A 17,403-nucleotide genomic window follows, 5' to 3' on the forward strand; every position below is an offset into this window, starting at 1 on the left:
TGATCCCTCGTATGCCATTCAGGAGTTAAGGCGCAGCTCGCGCCTGACGGTGCCGCAAATACTCGACCACGGACGGCTGGTCGCCAGCGAACTCGATACGCTCGGCCTTGCTCTCACGCTGATAGGCGTACATGGGGTCGTAATACTCACCCAGCAGCGCCTCAATCCAGGCGCGATGCAGGTCGACAGAGCCACTACGCGCCTGTTCCGCCAGCGCCTGATCCATCAGCAATGCCAGGCGCTGGTAACGCTCGCCGCCGAGTCGCTTACTGATATTGACCAGACTTTGCTGCAGACGCTCGGCGAATGCAGCGAAACCGTTCTCGCCCTGTTCGGCGATGAATTCAGCGCACAGGTCGATCACGTAGTCCTTGAGAATCCGCTCGACGCGCCCTTCCAGGCTGTCCTCCAGCCAGACCAGCGGAAATTCCTGCATGCCGTTGAACAGCGGCAATGGAATCGAGCAACGCCCGACCAGACGCGCCTCGTCCTCGACAACGAACGTCTCGATGCCCGTGGCACGCATCTTCAGCAGCCGGATCGCGAGGGCGTTCTCGAAATCGATCTGCGCCGGCTGTGGTGTCGCGCGCTTGCCGAAGCTGGAGCCACGGTGATTGGCCAGGCCTTCCAGGTCCAGGCTGTTATCCAGCTGCGCCAGCACTTCGGTCTTGCCGGTACCGGTCATCCCGCCCACCAGCACGAAACCGCACTGCTCGACAGCCTGATCAATGGTATCCAGCAAGAAATGGCGCATCGCCTTGTAGCCGCCGACGACCCGCGGGTACTCGATGCCCATCTCGTCCTTCAGCCATTGCTGGACGATCTTCGAACGCAAACCACCACGGAAGCAGTACAGGTAGCCGTTCGGATGAGCCCGGGCGAAATCGGCCCAGGCCTGAAGCCGCTCCGCCTTGGTCTTGCCGGACACCAGCTGATGGCCCAGCTCGATGGCGGCTTTCTGGCCGTGCTGCTTGTAGCAGGTGCCGACCTTCTGCCGCTCGATGTCGCTCATCAGCGGCAGGTTGACTACGCCGGGAAACGCGCCCTTGTCGAATTCCACCGGCGCACGGGCATCCATCATCGGGGTGTCGTGGAGGAACAACGCGCGAAAATCTTCGGTATCGCTGCGCATCAACGCACCTCTACTGCATGGCTGCGCGCGTCCACCAGCTGGCCGATCGGCTCCAGGGCGAGGCCGAGCTCGGCGCAAACGGCGAGGAATTCAGCTTCGCCTTCCGGCGCCACTGCGACCAGCAAGCCACCACTGGTTTGCGGGTCACAGAGCAGCTGCTTGTGGCGTTCGTCGAGCGTGCCGATGCGCTCACCGTAGCTGTCGAAATTGCGCTGGGTCCCGCCGGGCACGCACCCTTGCTCCAGGTAGTACTCGATGCCCGGTAGCCGCGGTACGCGGTCGTAATCGATCTCGGCAGTCAGGCCGCTGCCGTCGGCCATTTCCACCAGATGGCCGAGGAGCCCGAAGCCGGTGACGTCGGTCATGGCACGAACCCCCTCGAGCTTGCCGAAACGGCTACCGGCAGTGTTCAGGGTGCACATCCAGTCGCGGGCCAGCCCGACGTCCTCGGCGCGCAGCTTGGCCTTCTTCTCGGCGGTGGTGAGGATGCCGATGCCCAGCGGCTTGGTCAGGTACAGCTTGCAGCCGGCGGTAGCGGTGTCGTTGCGCTTCATCTGATGCTTGTTCACCAGGCCGGTGACGGCCAGGCCGAAGATCGGCTCGGGCGCATCGATCGAATGGCCGCCGGCGAGGGGAATGCCTGCGGCATCGCAGACGGCGCGGCCACCGGCGATCACTTCGCGGGCGACTTCCGGCGGCAGCACGTTGACCGGCCAGCCGAGGATGGCGATGGCCATGAGCGGATCGCCACCCATGGCGTAGATGTCGCTGATGGCATTGGTCGCAGCAATGCGACCGAAGTCGAACGGATCGTCGACGATGGGCATAAAGAAGTCTGTGGTCGACACCACGCCGCGCTCTTCATCGATGCCATACACCGCGGCGTCATCACGCGACGCGTTACCGACCCAAAGGCGCGGATCGAGGTTCTGCGCACCGCTGCCGGCAAGAATCACATCCAGCACCTTGGGCGATATCTTGCAGCCGCAGCCGGCGCCGTGACTGTACTGGGTGAGGCGGATCGGTTCGCTCATCAGGCTCTCTCGTGACACGTGCACAAACGGGCGGCGATTGTAGCAAAGGCCACCGTGATTTCGCCGGTTGCCGCTGGATTCTGGCACGCGGTGACAGGCTCGCACATGACGAGTTCCCGATCAGCGCTTGCAGGCTCGCCGGCCAGGCATGAAGCTATCGCGAGTGCCACAGGGAGAACCGCATGAGTAAGAAAGTTGCACTGGTATTGGGATCCGGTGGCGCACGGGGCTATGCGCACATAGGCGTGATCGAGGAACTGGAGGCACGTGGCTACGAGATCGCCTGCATCGCCGGCTGCTCCATGGGCGCGGTCGTGGGCGGCATCTATGCAGCTGGCAAGCTCGACGAGTACCGCAGCTGGATCGAAAGCCTCGATTACCTGGACCTGCTGCGCCTGGTCGACCCAAGCTTCAGCCTCGGCGCGATCCGCGGCGAAAAGGTGTTCGGCCGCATCCGCGACATGGTCGGCAAGACCCGCATCGAGGATCTGCCGATTCCGTTCACAGCGGTCGCCACCGACCTGACCAATCAGCAGGAGATCTGGTTTCAGGAAGGCAGCCTGGAACTGGCGATGCGCGCCTCCGCGGCCATCCCAAGCCTGTTCACGCCGGTCATGCAGGGCAATCGCATGCTGGTCGACGGCGGCCTGCTCAATCCCCTACCGATCGTCCCGGTGGTGTCGGCGCATTGCGACATGATCATCGCGGTCAACCTCAACGCCAACAATCACAAGCAATACCCGCTACCGGAGATCGAGCGCCCCGGCCGCTTCGACTCGCTCATGACCTCGATCAGCTCGCACATCCCGTTCTGGCGCAAGGACGAAGCCGAGCTGACCGAACAGATCGAGGATATCCGCGCAGGCGAACTGACTCGCGGTGATCAGCCACCGGCTGCACCGACCAGCCGCAGCGCGCCTCGATCGGCGGAAGGCTCGACGGTAATCGATGTGACTGGCCCGGCGTCGCTGCTGGAGCTGATCAACCAGAGCTTCGATGTCATGCAGTCTTCGCTGGCGCAGTACAAGATCGCCGGCTATCCGCCGAATGTACTGGTCAATATTCCGAAGCGGGCCTGCCGCTTCTACGAGTTCTACAAGGCGCCGGAGCTCATAGCGCTGGGCCGCATCGTCGCCCACGACGCCCTCGTGCGCTACGAAGAGGAGCAGTGATCGGCAGACGTCACCTCACCGCCCGGCAGGTTCCCGCCGCTCGTTCGCGAGCTGCGTCGATTCGTGCGGTGGCATCTGCGGCACCTCCTTGATCAGCCAGTCACCCAGCAGGCTATAGGCCACCGCGAGCAGGGTCGGGCCGAGGAACAGCCCCATGAAACCGAACGCGAGAATGCCGCCGAACACACCGAGCAGCACCACCACCAGCGGCAGATTGCCCCCTCGGCTGATCAGATAGGGTTTGAGCACGTTGTCCACGCCGCTGATGATGAACATCCCCCAGATGCCGAGGAAGATCGCCATACCGTAATCGCCCTGCCAGGCCAGCCAGGCAACGGCAGGGCCCCAGATCAGCGGCGGCACCATGATGAAGCTACAGGCGAAGGTCAGCAGCCCGAGCACCAGCGCTCCCGGCACCCCGGCGATGAGAAAACCGATGTAGGCCAGAATCGCCTGAGCCGCGGCAGTGCCTATCACCCCGTTGACCACGCGCTGCACCGTCCCCGCAACGAGTTCCAGATAATGATCCGCACGATCACCAATCAGCCTGTGCAACAGGCTATGGACGAATGCCGACAAGCGTGGCCCATCGCGATAGAAGAAGAACACCAGCACCAGGCTCAGCGCCAGTTCGAGCATCCCGCCGCCGATGCGCGCGCTGCGCACCAGCAGCCAGTTGGCGACTTGGCCGATGTAGGGCCGAATGCTGGCGATCAGCGCCGTGCCCTGCTCGTCCACGGTGCTCCAGAAATTCAGTAGTGCATCGCCTATCAGCGGCACCTCACCCAGCCAGGCCGGCGCCGGCGGCAGTCCCTCGACCTGCAGATCGTGCAGCAATGCGTTGGCATCGCGGATCTGGTCGGCGATGTTGAAGCCCAGCCAAACCAGCGGCACCGCCACCAGAACCATCCAGCTGAACGTGAGCAGACCGGCGGCGAGCGTGGCATTGCCATTCAGCCAACGGGTCAGCACGCGCATGACCGGCCAGCTGGCGAATGCCAGAACGGCAGCCCAGAACAACGCGGAAGCAAAGGGCGCCAGTACCCAGAGACAGGCGGCCAGCAGCCCGAGGAGCAGAATCTGCACCAGCAGGCGATCATTGTTGAGCATGTGAAATTACTCTACTGAAAAGAGCCGGCGCGTTCTGTCAGCGTGACGCGTCAGCGAAGACGGCTATTGCAGCCGTTACGCAGGATCAGCGCAATAGTCTGATGAGCAGGCCGGGTTGCTCCGAGTCATCCACTTCCAGGCGACCGCCACGAATGCGTTCGGCGATCAGCGCTTCACGCCAGGCGGCTGCGCTACGCCCGGCCAGGCTCACCCGCGTTGTGCTGTCCAGACGCATGACATTGGCCAGCAGCACGCCCCACTCGGCAGTCGGCTCATCGGCCAGATCGGGCAAACGCAGCTCCCCGGTGCTGCGCAGCTGTCGCTGCAATGTCGCCGCAGTCGGCAGCACACCAGCCAGAGGCCGGTCGGAGTGGAGTTGCTCGACGTGCAGATAAGGCCTGCCGTTGCCACGGGTAATCCCGTACAGCGCGATCAGCTCGCCTTCACCGCCTGGCATGCGTGCCAGCAGATAGGCCTGCCGCGCTTCAGGACCGTAGAGCATGGACTTGTTGAAGATAGCGTTGGCCCAGAGGCTGCTGGAACCGCACTCGCGCCCTTCGCACCAGAAAAGCAATTCGGCGCCCTGTTGCAACAGCGTGCCGCGAGCCTCGGTAAAGGCTTCAATACCCGTGTGCGTGGCTGGCAATTGATAGGTGATCGCGGTCAGCTCGCCAGAGACGACCACCTGGGAGGCCATCCGCAGGTTGCCACTGATGCGACGTATCGAGTCCTGCGGATACACCCGCTCCTGAACCTGGGTTTGCCGGTAATCGACGATCTGCGCCTGGGCAAAACGAGGCAGGCGCTCCAGATCAGCGCTCCCGGTAACGTCAGCCGCCAGCACAGCGGCGGAGAAAAACGCCGCCGCTGCTATCCATGCACTTCGCATAATTCTCCTCAACGGGACACCTTCGACTGCTTGCCGAAGCTCAACCGGCATATCGCGTCGCATGGACCCGATAGGCTCAGAACGTCAGCAGGCCGATGCTCGCAGGGAAACGTGGCACTGTAGCGATCAATCATTGCGCTGGCTCTGCTGGAACATTGCTTCCCAGCCTCGCCAGTTGGCAAAAGCAAGTCAAGCAAGGGTTTGCGAGAGAGTATTGCGAGCCCGCCGGATACGTTAGTCGCGCAAGAAGCTGTTGAATACCCTGGCGACCGCCTCAGCGCCGATGTCATCGTCCAGATGCAAATGATGCCCACCCGCCAGGCGGCGGATATCGAACGGGAAGCTTTCGACAAGCTCGAGCAGCTCAGGCTGCATCATCAACCCCTGCTCGGCCAGCACCAGGCTGGTCGGGCAAGCGACCCGACTGACGAAGGCCAACGCATGGGCGCGGGTCAGCCGCATTGCCGAGGGAAGCATCAGGCGTGGATCGGTGCGCCAAGTGTAGCCGCCGGGCACAGGCATCAACCCGCGCTGTGCGAGCATCTCGGCCGCCTCACGACTGACCGCGCCGACACCTTTCATCCGCGCTTCCACAGCCTGGTCGAAACTCGCGTAGACCGGCTTGCGCTTGTCGTTCACCGCGAGCAGCGCCTCGAGGGCGGAACCAAGCTTCTGCGGCGCGCTATCCGCCTCGCCAGTGTAGGGAATCACGCCGTCGATCAATGCGAGCCGCTCGACGCGCTCGGGTAGCGCACCGGCGAGCAGCACGGAAACGATCGCACCCATGGAGTGCCCGAGCAATGAAAAGCGCTGCCAGCCAAACTGCTCGGCGACCTGCAGCACGTCATGGGCATAGTCCCAGATGTTGTATCCCGCCCCGATCGGACGATGATCGGAATGGCCGTGACCAGGCAGATCCAGCGCCACGATGCGCAGCCCTTGCAGCCGCGGCGCCAGACGGCTGAAGGTTGCCGCATTATCCAGCCAGCCATGCAACGCAATCACCGGCTTGCCATCGTCAGGCCCGTAAAGATGCGCCGCCACCTCGAGATGCGGCAGGCTCAGCCGGACTTCTTCGAACAGCACGCTCATGCAGCCCCCTTGGAAAGCTCGGTATAGGTGCCCCAGCGGCCAAGCAGTTCACGCAGCTTTTCCGCGGTCTGCTGCGGCTGTTCGAACGGAAACATGTGGCCTCCTGGCAAAGTGTGCGCTTCGCCTCGCGACATCAGCCGCAGCAAATAACCATGATGCGGCAGCACGACACGACTATCGCGCCCGCGAATCATCGCCAGCGGAATCTTCAAGGCCGGCGGCCAACCGGGAGTGAGATGAGGCACGCTGCGATAGATGCTGATCTCCGTCCGCGGATCGAAACGCAGGCGCACCCCCTGCCCCACAGGCTCCAGACCATGCTCGATATAGGCTTCGAGGCATTCCGGATCAAAGCTGCTGAACAGGGCTTTGCCGGCGAAATAGGCGCGAGCCTCTTCGACACTGGCGAACTGTTCGCGCCGTCCCAGCGTACGACCAGCCGGCGTCAGCCGGTCGATGAAACCGAGGCGCTTGGCCGCCCAGATCACCGTCTGGTCGAACCAGGTCGGTATCGGCGAATCCAGCATGACGACCCCGTGGTACAGGTCCGGGCGCAGCAGCGCGGCGCGGTAATGCAGCATGCCACCGAACGAATGCCCTACCCCCCACACCGGCTCGTGCAATCGATCGAGCTGCTCGAACAACTCGTCGAGCAGGTTGTTCCAGTTATCGTCGACCGGAAAGCGCGGGTCGTGCCCATGGCGGTCCATGTGCGTGACCCGGTATTCCGGCGCCAGGGCGTCGAACAGCTTGCGATAGGTGGCCGAGGGAAAGCCATTGGCGTGGGCGAAGAAGATGCGTTGCGACATGGAAGGCATTGCCGGACAGACTGAAGCCTCATTGTCTGGCAGGCCTCGGCAGGCGGCAATCGCCATAGCCCTGCCGAATGGAGGGCATTCAGGCCAATCAGCAGGCCGCAATGCTCCAGGTTTGTTGTCAGCCCGCCGGAGCGCCTTTTTCCAGCGGCACGATCGCGACGGTCAAACGTGAAATGCAGCTTGGCTTGCCGTCCTCGCCGCTGAGACGGATATCCCAGACATGGGTCGAGCGTCCCAGGTGCACCGGCCGGCATACGCCTGTCACGCGCCCGCTGCGCAAACCGCGCAGATGGTTGGCGTTCACTTCGAGGCCAACGCAATAGAACTTGCTGCTGTCGATGCAGTGATAGCTGGCCATCGAACCGAGGGTTTCAGCCAGCACTACAGAGGCACCGCCATGAAGCAGGCCGTAAGGCTGATGGGTGCGTGCATCGACCGGCATGCTGGCGGTGATGGACGAGTCATCGAAGGTCTCGAAGCGGATGTCCAGCAATTCGGTGATGGTGTTCTTGCGGGTGCTGTGAAGCTCTTCCAGGTTGGGCTGACGGTGCCAGATACTCAAGGCGCATACTCCTGACGTCTATTGTTGTTCTTGATTGATGTGCCGCCGTGAGCAAAACAGCCTGGCGGACCGGTCAACCCTAACCAACGTGACGCAAGGACACCAGCCGCATCAGCCCTCCGGCAATTGCCTCACCCTCCAGCTCCGCCAGGGACGCGGTCGCCATCGGCACAGGCTCCGCATAGTTGCCGTTCACCAGCCAGCCGGCAAGATTGCCGACGAAGGGCTGGTGGGTGACCAGTAGCAGATCGCTTTCGCCGCGCAGATCGAGCTGGCGCAATGCTTCGCCTAGATCGGCCTCCGGCGTCAGCCAGTCCACGGTTTCAAATTGACCGCCGAAGCTCAGCGCCTTGCGCACCTCGTCCGCAGTCTGCTGTGCACGATGAAACGGACTGACCAGGATCGTTTGCAGCGGCTTGCCGCGAAGAAAAGTGGCGCTGCGCCGCACGTCGCGGCGCCCTCCCTCGGTCAGGTTGCGCTCCGCATCGGTGCGCGCACGGGGCTCGGCTTCGCCGTGTCGTAGCAGCCACAGCTTCATGCCGTCGGACCCTGCTGGGAGTCCTTCGGCTCGTTCGGCGCAACGGGCGCAGCCGGGGTGGTCAGCTCGACATCCGCCGGACGCGGATTCGGCCAGTCCGAAAGCGGCCAGGGCTTGCGTTCGGTATTGAAGGTGGCGAAACGGCCAATCTGCGCGATGTACTGGCTGAGGCTGTCGCCAAAGCCCTGCAGACTGGAGTCCGGGTAGCCCTTGACCAAGCGCATTACCAGCTGCAGCACCACGACCACCAGCAGGGCCAGTTCGGCCAATTGCCAGACGAAGAAGAAGATCAGCATCCAGACGGCTCGCAGGATCAGCGATTCCCGGTCCGTTGCCTGGTTCGATTGACTCATGGAATGTCCCCTACGCTCGGCTCAGAAACCGTCGGTTGAAATGAAGTCCACATCGGTCTTGGGCTCGCCACGCATCAGCACCCCGATGATCTGATCGAGCGTACGCCCCTCGAACAGGATGGCATGCAGACCCGCGACCAGCGGCATATACACCTGCAGTTCCTCGGCCTTGCACTTGAGCACCTTGATAGTGTTGACGCCTTCCGCGACCTCGCCCAGCCGGGAAACCGCCTCCTCCAGACTGAGGCCTTCGCCCAGGGCGTAGCCCACCTGGAAATTGCGACTCTTGGGCGAGGTGCAGGTCACGATCAGATCGCCAACCCCTGCCAGCCCGAGAAAGGTCATGGGATTGGCACCCAGCTTCACGGCGAAACGAGTCATTTCCGCAAGGGCGCGGGTGATAAGCATGCTGCGGGTGTTCTCGCCCATGCCCAGAGCTGCGGCCATACCCGCCATGATCGCGTAGACGTTCTTCAATGCCCCGCCCAGTTCGACGCCGAAGCGATCGGAGCTGGCATAGACACGGAAGGTGCGGCCATGCAGCACCTGCTGCACACTCCGGCACAAGGCTTCGTCCTGGCTCGCCACCACAGTCGCGGTCAACGCGTGCTCCGCCACTTCTCGCGCCAGGTTCGGTCCGGACAGCACGCCAATGCGCGCTTGCGGCGCGATCTGCTCGAGAATCTGGCTCATCAGCATGAAGCCGTCCGCCTCGATGCCTTTGGTGGTACTGACCAGCATCTTGCCGCCGAGCTGCGCCGCGAACGGCTGCAGTGCCTGGCGCAGCGCGCTGGACGGCAGCGCAACGAAGATCAGCTCGCAGGCATCGAGGGTCGACGACAGATCGGTGGTCGGCTCGACCTGCGCAAGGATCTCGACGCCTTTCAGATAGCGCGGGTTCTGTCGCAGCGTCCGGATACTTTCGGCCTGCTCCGCATCGCGCATCCAGAGCAGGACGTGGTGACCATTCTCGGCCAGCAGATTGGCGATCGCGGTACCGAAACTGCCGCCACCGAGTACCGCGATGGGTTGCTGTCGTGTCATGTGGAATCCGTTGTTGGCCATCCGAAATGGCAGTGCCGGGCATTATACGTTTCATCTTCACAGCGGCCAGCGCAACTACGGGGCCCAGTGAAATCATTTGGTTACAGTCGTCACGAAGACTAGTCCAGAGCCTCCCGGGGGCCCTTGGATCGGTATTCGTTCACGCCATGCAACCGTCCCTGCAACGATTGTCTATAGAGGACACGCTGTCGCAAGGTCCTCGTTCGCCGTTAAGGAGTGTTAAAGTAGCCGCCCAATTCTGTCTTTGCGCGTTCAGCCGCAGGTACGGGTTGAATGGCGTCGCTGTTGGCGGGCTGTGACTTTAGCCACAACGCGGCAGTCTATGACTAGTCTTGATGATCAGGCCTCGAATTCTGGCCCGGTATGTAAGCAGCAAAGCCCTTCGCAAGGGGCCCATTGAGGAATACGCATGACCAAACAACACGCCTTTACTCGGGAAGACCTGCTTCGTTGCAGCCGCGGCGAACTCTTCGGTCCCGGTAATGCGCAACTGCCCGCGCCGAACATGCTGATGGTCGATCGTATCGTTCACATCAGTGAAGTGGGCGGCAAGTATGGCAAGGGCGAACTGGTCGCCGAACTGGACATCAACCCTGATCTCTGGTTCTTCGCTTGCCATTTCGAAGGCGATCCGGTCATGCCCGGCTGCCTGGGCCTGGATGCCATGTGGCAGCTGGTCGGCTTCTACCTCGGCTGGCAGGGCAACCCCGGCCGTGGCCGTGCCCTCGGCTCCGGCGAAGTGAAGTTCTTCGGTCAGGTTCTGCCGACCGCCAAGAAAGTCACCTACAACATTCACATCAAGCGCACCATCAACCGCTCGCTGATTCTCGGCATTGCCGATGGCACCGTCAGCGTTGATGGCCGCGAGATCTACAGTGCCGAAGGCTTGCGCGTCGGCCTGTTCACCTCTACCGACAGCTTTTGAAGGACATCCGCATGCGTCGCGTCGTGATCACTGGCCTGGGTATCGTTTCTTGCCTGGGCAATGACAAAGAGACCGTCTCCGGCAACCTGCGCGCCGGCCGCCCCGGCATTCGCTTCAACCAGTCCTACGCGGACATGGGGTTGCGCAGCCAGGTTTCCGGTTCCGTCAACCTGAACCTCGAAGAACTGATCGACCGCAAGGTCCTGCGCTTCATGGGCGACGCTGCCGCCTACGCCTATCTGGCAATGGAGCAGGCCGTGAAAGACGCCGGCTTCACCCTCGATGACATCTCCAACCCGCGCATCGGCCTGGTGGCCGGCTCCGGTGGTGCTTCGACCATCAACCAGATGGAAGCCATCGACATCCTGCGTGACAAGGGCGTCAAGCGCATCGGCCCATATCGTGTTCCGCGCACCATGAGCAGCACGGTATCCGCCTGCCTGGCCACGCCGTTCCGTATCAAGGGCATCAACTACTCCATCGCTTCGGCCTGCGCCACCAGCGCGCATTGCATCGGCCACGCCATGGAACAGATCCAGATGGGCAAGCAGGATGTGGTCTTCGCCGGTGGTGGTGAAGAAGAGCATTACAGCCAGAGCTGCCTGTTCGACGCCATGGGCGCGCTGTCCAGCCAGTACAACGATACGCCGGAGAAAGCCTCCCGCGCCTATGATGCCAAGCGTGACGGTTTCGTCATTGCCGGCGGTGGCGGCATGGTGGTGGTCGAAGAGTTGGAGCACGCACTCAAGCGCGGCGCCAAGATCTACGCAGAAATCGTCGGCTACGGCGCTACTTCCGACGGCTACGACATGGTTGCGCCGAGTGGCGAAGGCGCCCTGCGCTGCATGCAGCAGGCAATGTCGACCGTTGATACCACGATCGACTACCTCAACACCCACGGCACCTCCACGCCGGTCGGTGACGTGGCCGAGATCAAGGCCGTGCGCAACATGTTCGGCGACAAGATCCCGACCATCAGCTCGACCAAGAGCCTGTCCGGTCACTCGCTGGGCGCTGCAGGCGTTCATGAAGCGATCTACTCGATGCTGATGATGGAAGGCAACTTCATCGCGGGCTCCGCCAACATCGACGAGCTGGATCCGGAAGTCGCCGACATGCCGATTCTTCGCGAAACCCGCGAGAACGTGCAGCTCGATACCGTGATGAGCAACAGCTTCGGCTTCGGTGGCACCAACTCCACACTGGTGCTGCGCCGCTACAAAGGCTGAGTCTGACTAGCGACAAAACAAGAACGGCGCCCTAGGGCGCCGTTTTTTGTTTCCACCTCACGCCGTCACACCCGGCGCCCGGCATCTCCATCGATATCGCCATGTGCGATACACGAAGCGGCGGTGAACAGCACATCGGTAGAGGAGTTGAGCGCGGTTTCCGCCGAATCCTGGACGACCCCGATGATGAAGCCGACGGCCACCACCTGCATCGCCAGGTCATTGGAGATACCAAACAGGCTGCAGGCCAGCGGAATGAGCAGCAAGGAGCCACCGGCCACACCCGACGCGCCGCAGGCACATACCGCAGCCAGAAGGCTGAGCAGCACCGCCGTGGCGATATCCACCTCGATACCCAGGGTGTTGACCGCAGCCAGGGTAAGCACCGTGATGGTGATCGCCGCACCACCCATGTTGATCGTCGCCCCGAGCGGAATGGATACAGAATAGGTGTCCTTGTGCAGCCCGAGCCGCTGACAGAGTTGCATATTCACCGGGATGTTCGCGGCGGAACTGCGCGTGAAGAACGCCGTGATACCGCTTTCGCGCAGGCAGGCGAATACCAGCGGATATGGGTTGCGGCGGATCTGCCAGAACACGATCAGCGGATTCATCACCAGCGCCATGAACAGCATCGCGCCGACCAGCACCAGCAACAACCGCATGTAGCCCAGCAGCACGTCGAAGCCCGATTCGGCCAACGTGCCGGCTACCAGCCCGAATACCCCCAGCGGGGCGAAGCGGATGACCACCTTGACGATCAAGGTGACGCCATCGGAAAGGTCACTGATCAGATGCCGGGTGCTTTCCTGCGCATGACGGAAGGCGAAGCCAAGTCCGATGGCCCAGGCCAGGATGCCGATAAAGTTGCCGTCGAGCAGCGCCTGCACCGGGTTAGCCGTGATATTGAACAGCAGCGTCTGCAACACAGCACCCACGCCCGATGGCGGCGCTACATCCGCAGCACCGCTGACCAGCGTGAGCGTGGTTGGAAACATGAAGCTCGCCAGCACGGCAACGGCCGCTGCACTCAGCGTGCCGAGCGCGTATAGCAAGATGATGGGGCGGATATGGGTAGGCTGGCCGCGCTTGTGGTTGGCCAGTGAAGAGGTCACCAACACGAACACCAGAATCGGTGCTACCGCTTTGAGCGCCTGCACGAACAGGTCACCGAGAAGAGCTACGGATTTTGCTGCGCCAGGCAGCAGTAGCGCAAGCAGGGCGCCAGCCACCAGGCCCGCGACGATCTGGGCAACGAGGCTGGTACGGCTGATGAAGCGAATGAATCGAGGCATATCGGACATGGGCGCATCTCGCAGCTCGGCAGATACGGCCCGAAACAGCCCGTGCCTGCCATGGAAAAACGCCGGATGGTACGCCGCTCTCCCGCCCATGCCCAGCGTTGTGCTGTCACGGGGGCACGGGCGGCTGCTGAAGCGCCCGCAGACGGCGGGAAAGCGCCATTGCGGCTAGCGCATGTCACACCTGAAAGCGCGCTACCAGACCATTCAGGTCGATAGCCAAGCGAGCCAGTTCCTGACTGGCCGCGCTCGTCTGATTGGCACCTGCCGAGGACTGCAGCGAGAGGTCACGGATATTAACCAGATTCCGATCCACTTCCCGCGCGACCTGAGCCTGTTCTTCTGAGGCGCTGGCAATCACCAGGTTGCGTTCGCTGATCTGGCTGATCGCCGAGGTGATGCCATCAAGAGCTTCGCCGGCCGCCCGAGCCATTTCCAACGTGGTACGGGCACGCTCGTTGCTCGATTGCATCGCGTGCACGGCCTTGTCCGTGCCCTGATGCACGTCAGCAATCATTTGCTCAATCTCTTCAGTCGATTGCTGAGTACGATGTGCCAAGGCCCGGACCTCGTCGGCTACCACCGCGAAACCGCGTCCAGCGTCCCCTGCACGCGCGGCCTCGATCGCGGCGTTCAATGCCAGCAGGTTGGTTTGCTCGGCGATGGAGCGAATAACTTCCAGCACTTTGCTTATGTCCCGCACCTGCCCCGCTAGGCGCTCGACTTCGGCCGCGGTCATCGTCACGTCTTCCGCCAACAGGCCGATCGAGTCAACCGTGCGTATGACCTGCTGACGACCATGCTGCGCTGTCTGGTCGGACTCGCGCGACGCTTCGGAGGTCGCCACGGCGTTGCGCGCCACCTCATCCACCGCGGTGGTCATCTCGTTGACCGCCGTTGCAGCCTGCTCAATCTCTTGATTCTGCTGGTGGAGGCCGCGGGTGGAATCTTCGGTCACGACGTTGAGTTCCTCAGCCGCCGAAGCCAGCTGGCTGGAGGAGTCAGCAATGCGCTGAATCGTTTCGCGCAGGCTTGCCTGCATGCTCCCCAGCGCAGTCAGCAGGCGAGCGGGCTCGTCACGCCCGATCACCTGAATGCAACGCGTCAGATCGCCCGAAGCAACGATCTCGGCAACACTTACAGCCTCGTTTAGTGGTCGCACAATACTGCGCGTCAGCAGCAAAGCCAGGGCAACTGTCAGGACTGCTGCCAGCAGCATCGCCACTACAACTCCATTGAACGCACTCGACGCAGTTTCGTCGGACAGCCGCGCCGCCTCCAGAGCTTTTCCGCGGGAAAGAGCAATCAGATCCCCGACTGCTTGGGAAGCGGCATCGGCATGCTGATTGAGTTCGCCGCGCGTTAATGCTCTCGCTCCGTCAAGATCGCCTTTCAGCGCGAGCTCTACGATCTGCGTCTGGAAACGCTCGTAATCTGCCATGGCCTTATCGAAGCGCGTGATGATCGAACGACCTTCTGCAGTGCGAATCAGCGGATCCACTTCTTCACGAGCTTGCCGAAACTCAACTTTGGTTTTTTCGATAGCAGCTACTGCCGTGCGCTGATTCGTTGGTGAATCAGCCAAGAGAAGACGCAGAGTGGCGGCACGGATGCGTAGGAACTGCTGATTCACATCACCCATGCGAAGAATCGCAGGAAGCCAGTGCTCACTGACCTCCACGGACTCCCGTTGCATGGTAGTCATCTGCTGCAGAGAAAAGCCTCCCAGCAAAAATACCAGCAGGGCCACGGCGCCAAAACCTAACCCTGCACGAATCGCAATACTGATTTGCCTAACCATATAAAGTCCCCCCCGGGGTAACGCTGCTTATGCAACATTATCGCCTTGGCGGGAGGAAACTTTACGACGAACGGTAAAAACCTTGAATTTAACGTGGTTTTTATTAGGCGAGCAGTTAGATCCTGAAACGCGCCACCAAGCCGTTCAGGTCGATGGCCAAGCGGGCCAGTTCCTGACTGGCCGCGCTCGTCTGATTGGCACCTGCCGAGGACTGCAGCGACAGGTCACGGATATTAACCAGATTCCGATCCACTTCCCGCGCGACCTGAGCCTGTTCTTCTGAGGCGCTGGCAATCACCAGGTTACGCTCGCTGATCTGGCTGATCGCCGAGGTGATGCCATCAAGGGCTTCGCCGGCCGCCCGAGCCATTTCCAACGTAGTACGGGCACGCTCGTTGCTCGATTGCATCGCATGCACGGCCTTGTCCGTGCCCTGATGCACGCTGCCAATCATCTGCTCGATCTCACCGGTGGACTGCTGGGTACGATGCGCCAGAGCACGTACCTCGTCGGCCACCACCGCAAAGCCGCGGCCAGCATCGCCAGCCCGGGCCGCCTCGATCGCGGCGTTCAGTGCGAGCAGATTGGTCTGTTCGGCAATCGAGCGGATCACTTCAAGCACCTTGCTTATGTCTCGCACCTGACCGGCAAGATGCTCCACCTCTCCAGCGGTATTGGTCACGTCGCTTGCCAGCAGATTGATCGACTCGACTGTCTGCATCACCTGCTTGCGACCGCGCTGTGCGGTGTCGTTGGAGTCCTGGGAGGCCTCGGAGGTAGCCACCGCGTTGCGCGCCACTTCATCTACGGCTGCGGTCATCTCATTCACGGCGGCAGCCGCTTGCTCGATCTCGTGGTTCTGCTGGTGCAGGCCACGGGTAGAGTCTTCGGTCACCGCATTGAGCTCTTCAGCCGCCGAGGCAAGCTGATTGGAGGATTCGGCGATGCCCTGAATGGTCCCGCGCAGATTGGCCTGCATGGCTTTCAGTGATGTCAGCAGGCGGGCCGGCTCGTCCTTGCCATCGACAGCGAAGTCTCCGGTCAGGTCACCACCAGCGATACGCTCGGCTACCGAAACGGCCATCCCCAGCGGACCCACAACGCTCCGGGTAAAGACCCAGGCAAGCGTGATCGTAATGCCAGCGGCGAGTACCAGCGTGACCACCACCCAACTCAGGGCTGTGTCGTATTGCAAGGACGCACGCTCGGCCGCCCGGTTGGCCTCCTCGTTGTTGATAGTCAGAAGCTGGTTCAACGAAGCGGTTACGTTGTCGGCGTGCCCGTTGATTTCGCCGTTGACTATCGTCACGGCCTGGGCGCGCTCGCCTCGGACTACATGATCCACGACGCGCTGTTGCAGCAGCAGATACTGGTCGAAACCCTGCTTGAAGCGCTCATACGCTGCGCGCTCGTCGGCCGTGGTTACTCGCTTGGCGTAATCGGCATCACGTTGAGCCACTTCGCTGCGCATCTGGGTCAAGCGCTGGGCGGTCTCCTGCACCATCTGTGACTCTTCAGCCAGAGCCAGGCGCAGGGTATTGGCTCGAATGCGCATGACCGTGACGTTGAGTTCACTGAGCGCCATGATGCTGGGTAGCCAGTTCTCATCGACCTCCTTGCTCTCGTTGCGCATGTTGGCCATCTGGTTCAGTGCGAACAGGCCGAGGAAGAGGACGAGCAGGCCAATCAGGCCGAAACCCAGTGTTGAGCGTTTACCAATAGTGAGCGAGCGAATGGACATGGGACTACCTTCTCCATGAAAAAACGGAACAACGCCACAAACCGTGACTTGCTCCGTTATCGGAAGGCCTGGCCCCTCACTTGAACTTTGACGCCAATTTTTTGCGCCGCTCGACTCCCTCCCCGACTAACGGTTCGAATGGCCATCTCGGCCTAACAAGATGGCCATCACCGGACGTCGAACATCTGCTCGGCCAACTTGCGGTCTCCCTGGAACACCATCAGATGCCACCGGCCGACCACAATCTCATGAGGCTCGGTGAATTCGAATGCCATCACGTCCGTTTCGGCGCCCGACACCAGCGCTTGTACGACCTCGAACTTGTCATGCCGCTTGCCATCGGGTGTCACCACACCTGGCGTCAGGTATAGCAAGGTCAGCGGCGTATCGGCGTCGTGCTTACCAGCGAGGCGATAGCGCAGGCCGAACTTGCTTCCGAGCCGCGCCGGCACCTCAGTCGTCTGGCGAATGGGCTGGTCACGACGAGTCAGCACGCGCTCGCCTGGCTCGAAATCCTCTTTGACGGTTTCGAACACGCCGTACTCCACGGCACCCACGACCTCGACCTGCGCCAGCGCTGCGGGCGAACTCACACCCAGTACCATGGCGACGAGCGCCCAACGAGTGAACGACATGGAACC

Annotated in this window: 17 protein-coding genes; 3 read left to right on the forward strand and 14 right to left on the reverse strand. The window is 62.0% G+C overall.

All coding sequences use genetic code 11. From position 1 onward, the window contains the following. Positions 1–25: 25 nt before the first annotated feature. Together mnmH and selD are read right to left on the reverse strand one after the other, a co-directional pair. Positions 26–1,132 carry a tRNA 2-selenouridine(34) synthase MnmH gene (gene mnmH, locus LLJ08_RS11790; RefSeq protein ID WP_228207097.1) on the reverse strand — a complete coding sequence of 369 codons (1,107 nt, stop codon included), beginning with the start codon at positions 1,130–1,132 and terminating at the stop codon, positions 26–28. Then, positions 1,132–2,166: a selenide, water dikinase SelD gene (gene selD / locus LLJ08_RS11795; RefSeq protein ID WP_228207098.1), complete on the reverse strand. Its 1,035-nt coding sequence runs from the start codon at positions 2,164–2,166 to the stop codon at positions 1,132–1,134. Before selD ends, mnmH begins: the two co-directional genes overlap by 1 nt. A gap of 182 nt (positions 2,167–2,348) precedes the next feature. Between selD and LLJ08_RS11800 the strand changes: the two genes are divergently transcribed. After that, complete coding sequence (locus tag LLJ08_RS11800; protein WP_041014078.1) at positions 2,349–3,338, forward strand: patatin-like phospholipase family protein; 990 nt, start codon at positions 2,349–2,351, stop codon at positions 3,336–3,338. A gap of 15 nt (positions 3,339–3,353) precedes the next feature. On the opposite strand, the gene LLJ08_RS11805 is transcribed toward LLJ08_RS11800, so the two are convergent. From LLJ08_RS11805 to LLJ08_RS11840, 8 genes are all read right to left on the reverse strand, one after another. Beyond that, positions 3,354–4,448 (reverse strand): AI-2E family transporter, encoded by a 1,095-nt coding sequence (locus LLJ08_RS11805; protein ID WP_023447213.1) that lies wholly within the window; start codon positions 4,446–4,448, stop codon positions 3,354–3,356. Between the two features lie 85 nt (positions 4,449–4,533). Beyond that, complete coding sequence (locus tag LLJ08_RS11810) at positions 4,534–5,337, reverse strand: DUF4892 domain-containing protein (RefSeq protein WP_044315418.1); 804 nt, start codon at positions 5,335–5,337, stop codon at positions 4,534–4,536. A 234-nt stretch (positions 5,338–5,571) separates the two neighbouring features. Further along, positions 5,572–6,429 carry an alpha/beta hydrolase gene (locus tag LLJ08_RS11815; protein WP_045665823.1) on the reverse strand — a complete coding sequence of 286 codons (858 nt, stop codon included), beginning with the start codon at positions 6,427–6,429 and terminating at the stop codon, positions 5,572–5,574. Further along, a complete protein-coding gene (locus tag LLJ08_RS11820; protein WP_228207099.1) occupies positions 6,426–7,238 on the reverse strand; it encodes an alpha/beta fold hydrolase in 813 nt (270 codons plus the stop codon). The genes LLJ08_RS11815 and LLJ08_RS11820 overlap by 4 nt, the downstream gene beginning before the upstream one ends. A gap of 127 nt (positions 7,239–7,365) precedes the next feature. Next, entirely contained in the window at positions 7,366–7,809 is a 444-nt protein-coding gene (locus LLJ08_RS11825) for a hotdog fold thioesterase (RefSeq protein WP_023447217.1), read from the reverse strand. A 79-nt stretch (positions 7,810–7,888) separates the two neighbouring features. Further along, positions 7,889–8,347, reverse strand: coding sequence for a phosphohistidine phosphatase SixA (sixA, locus tag LLJ08_RS11830; protein WP_228207100.1), 459 nt, complete (start codon positions 8,345–8,347; stop codon positions 7,889–7,891). Continuing rightward, positions 8,344–8,700, reverse strand: a complete 357-nt coding sequence (locus LLJ08_RS11835) for a DUF4389 domain-containing protein (RefSeq protein ID WP_228207101.1) — start codon at positions 8,698–8,700, stop codon at positions 8,344–8,346. The genes sixA and LLJ08_RS11835 overlap by 4 nt, the downstream gene beginning before the upstream one ends. Before the next feature lie 21 nt (positions 8,701–8,721). Next, positions 8,722–9,744 (reverse strand): NAD(P)H-dependent glycerol-3-phosphate dehydrogenase, encoded by a 1,023-nt coding sequence (locus LLJ08_RS11840; protein ID WP_041014150.1) that lies wholly within the window; start codon positions 9,742–9,744, stop codon positions 8,722–8,724. A 430-nt stretch (positions 9,745–10,174) separates the two neighbouring features. On the opposite strand from LLJ08_RS11840, the gene fabA reads away from it, so the two are divergent. Together fabA and fabB are read left to right on the forward strand one after the other, a co-directional pair. After that, complete coding sequence (gene fabA, locus LLJ08_RS11845) at positions 10,175–10,690, forward strand: 3-hydroxyacyl-[acyl-carrier-protein] dehydratase FabA (protein WP_003285418.1); 516 nt, start codon at positions 10,175–10,177, stop codon at positions 10,688–10,690. 11 nt (positions 10,691–10,701) lie between these two features. Then, complete coding sequence (fabB, locus tag LLJ08_RS11850; RefSeq protein WP_023447221.1) at positions 10,702–11,919, forward strand: beta-ketoacyl-ACP synthase I; 1,218 nt, start codon at positions 10,702–10,704, stop codon at positions 11,917–11,919. Between the two features lie 65 nt (positions 11,920–11,984). Here the strand turns inward: fabB and sstT are convergent, their stop codons facing one another. From sstT to LLJ08_RS11870, 4 genes are all read right to left on the reverse strand, one after another. Then, positions 11,985–13,223 (reverse strand): serine/threonine transporter SstT, encoded by a 1,239-nt coding sequence (sstT, locus tag LLJ08_RS11855; protein WP_228207102.1) that lies wholly within the window; start codon positions 13,221–13,223, stop codon positions 11,985–11,987. 175 nt (positions 13,224–13,398) lie between these two features. Beyond that, positions 13,399–15,021 (reverse strand): methyl-accepting chemotaxis protein, encoded by a 1,623-nt coding sequence (locus LLJ08_RS11860; protein WP_228207103.1) that lies wholly within the window; start codon positions 15,019–15,021, stop codon positions 13,399–13,401. Between the two features lie 115 nt (positions 15,022–15,136). Beyond that, on the reverse strand, positions 15,137–16,762 hold the full coding sequence (locus LLJ08_RS11865; RefSeq protein ID WP_228207104.1) for a methyl-accepting chemotaxis protein: 1,626 nt from the start codon (positions 16,760–16,762) through the stop codon (positions 15,137–15,139). Between the two features lie 167 nt (positions 16,763–16,929). Next, entirely contained in the window at positions 16,930–17,397 is a 468-nt protein-coding gene (locus LLJ08_RS11870; protein ID WP_101275610.1) for a DUF3859 domain-containing protein, read from the reverse strand. Between the last annotated feature and the right edge of the window lie 6 nt (positions 17,398–17,403).

Origin of the sequence: Stutzerimonas chloritidismutans (assembly GCF_020783375.1) — a bacterium.
In the GTDB taxonomy this organism is placed as follows: Bacteria; Pseudomonadota; Gammaproteobacteria; order Pseudomonadales; family Pseudomonadaceae; genus Stutzerimonas; species Stutzerimonas kunmingensis.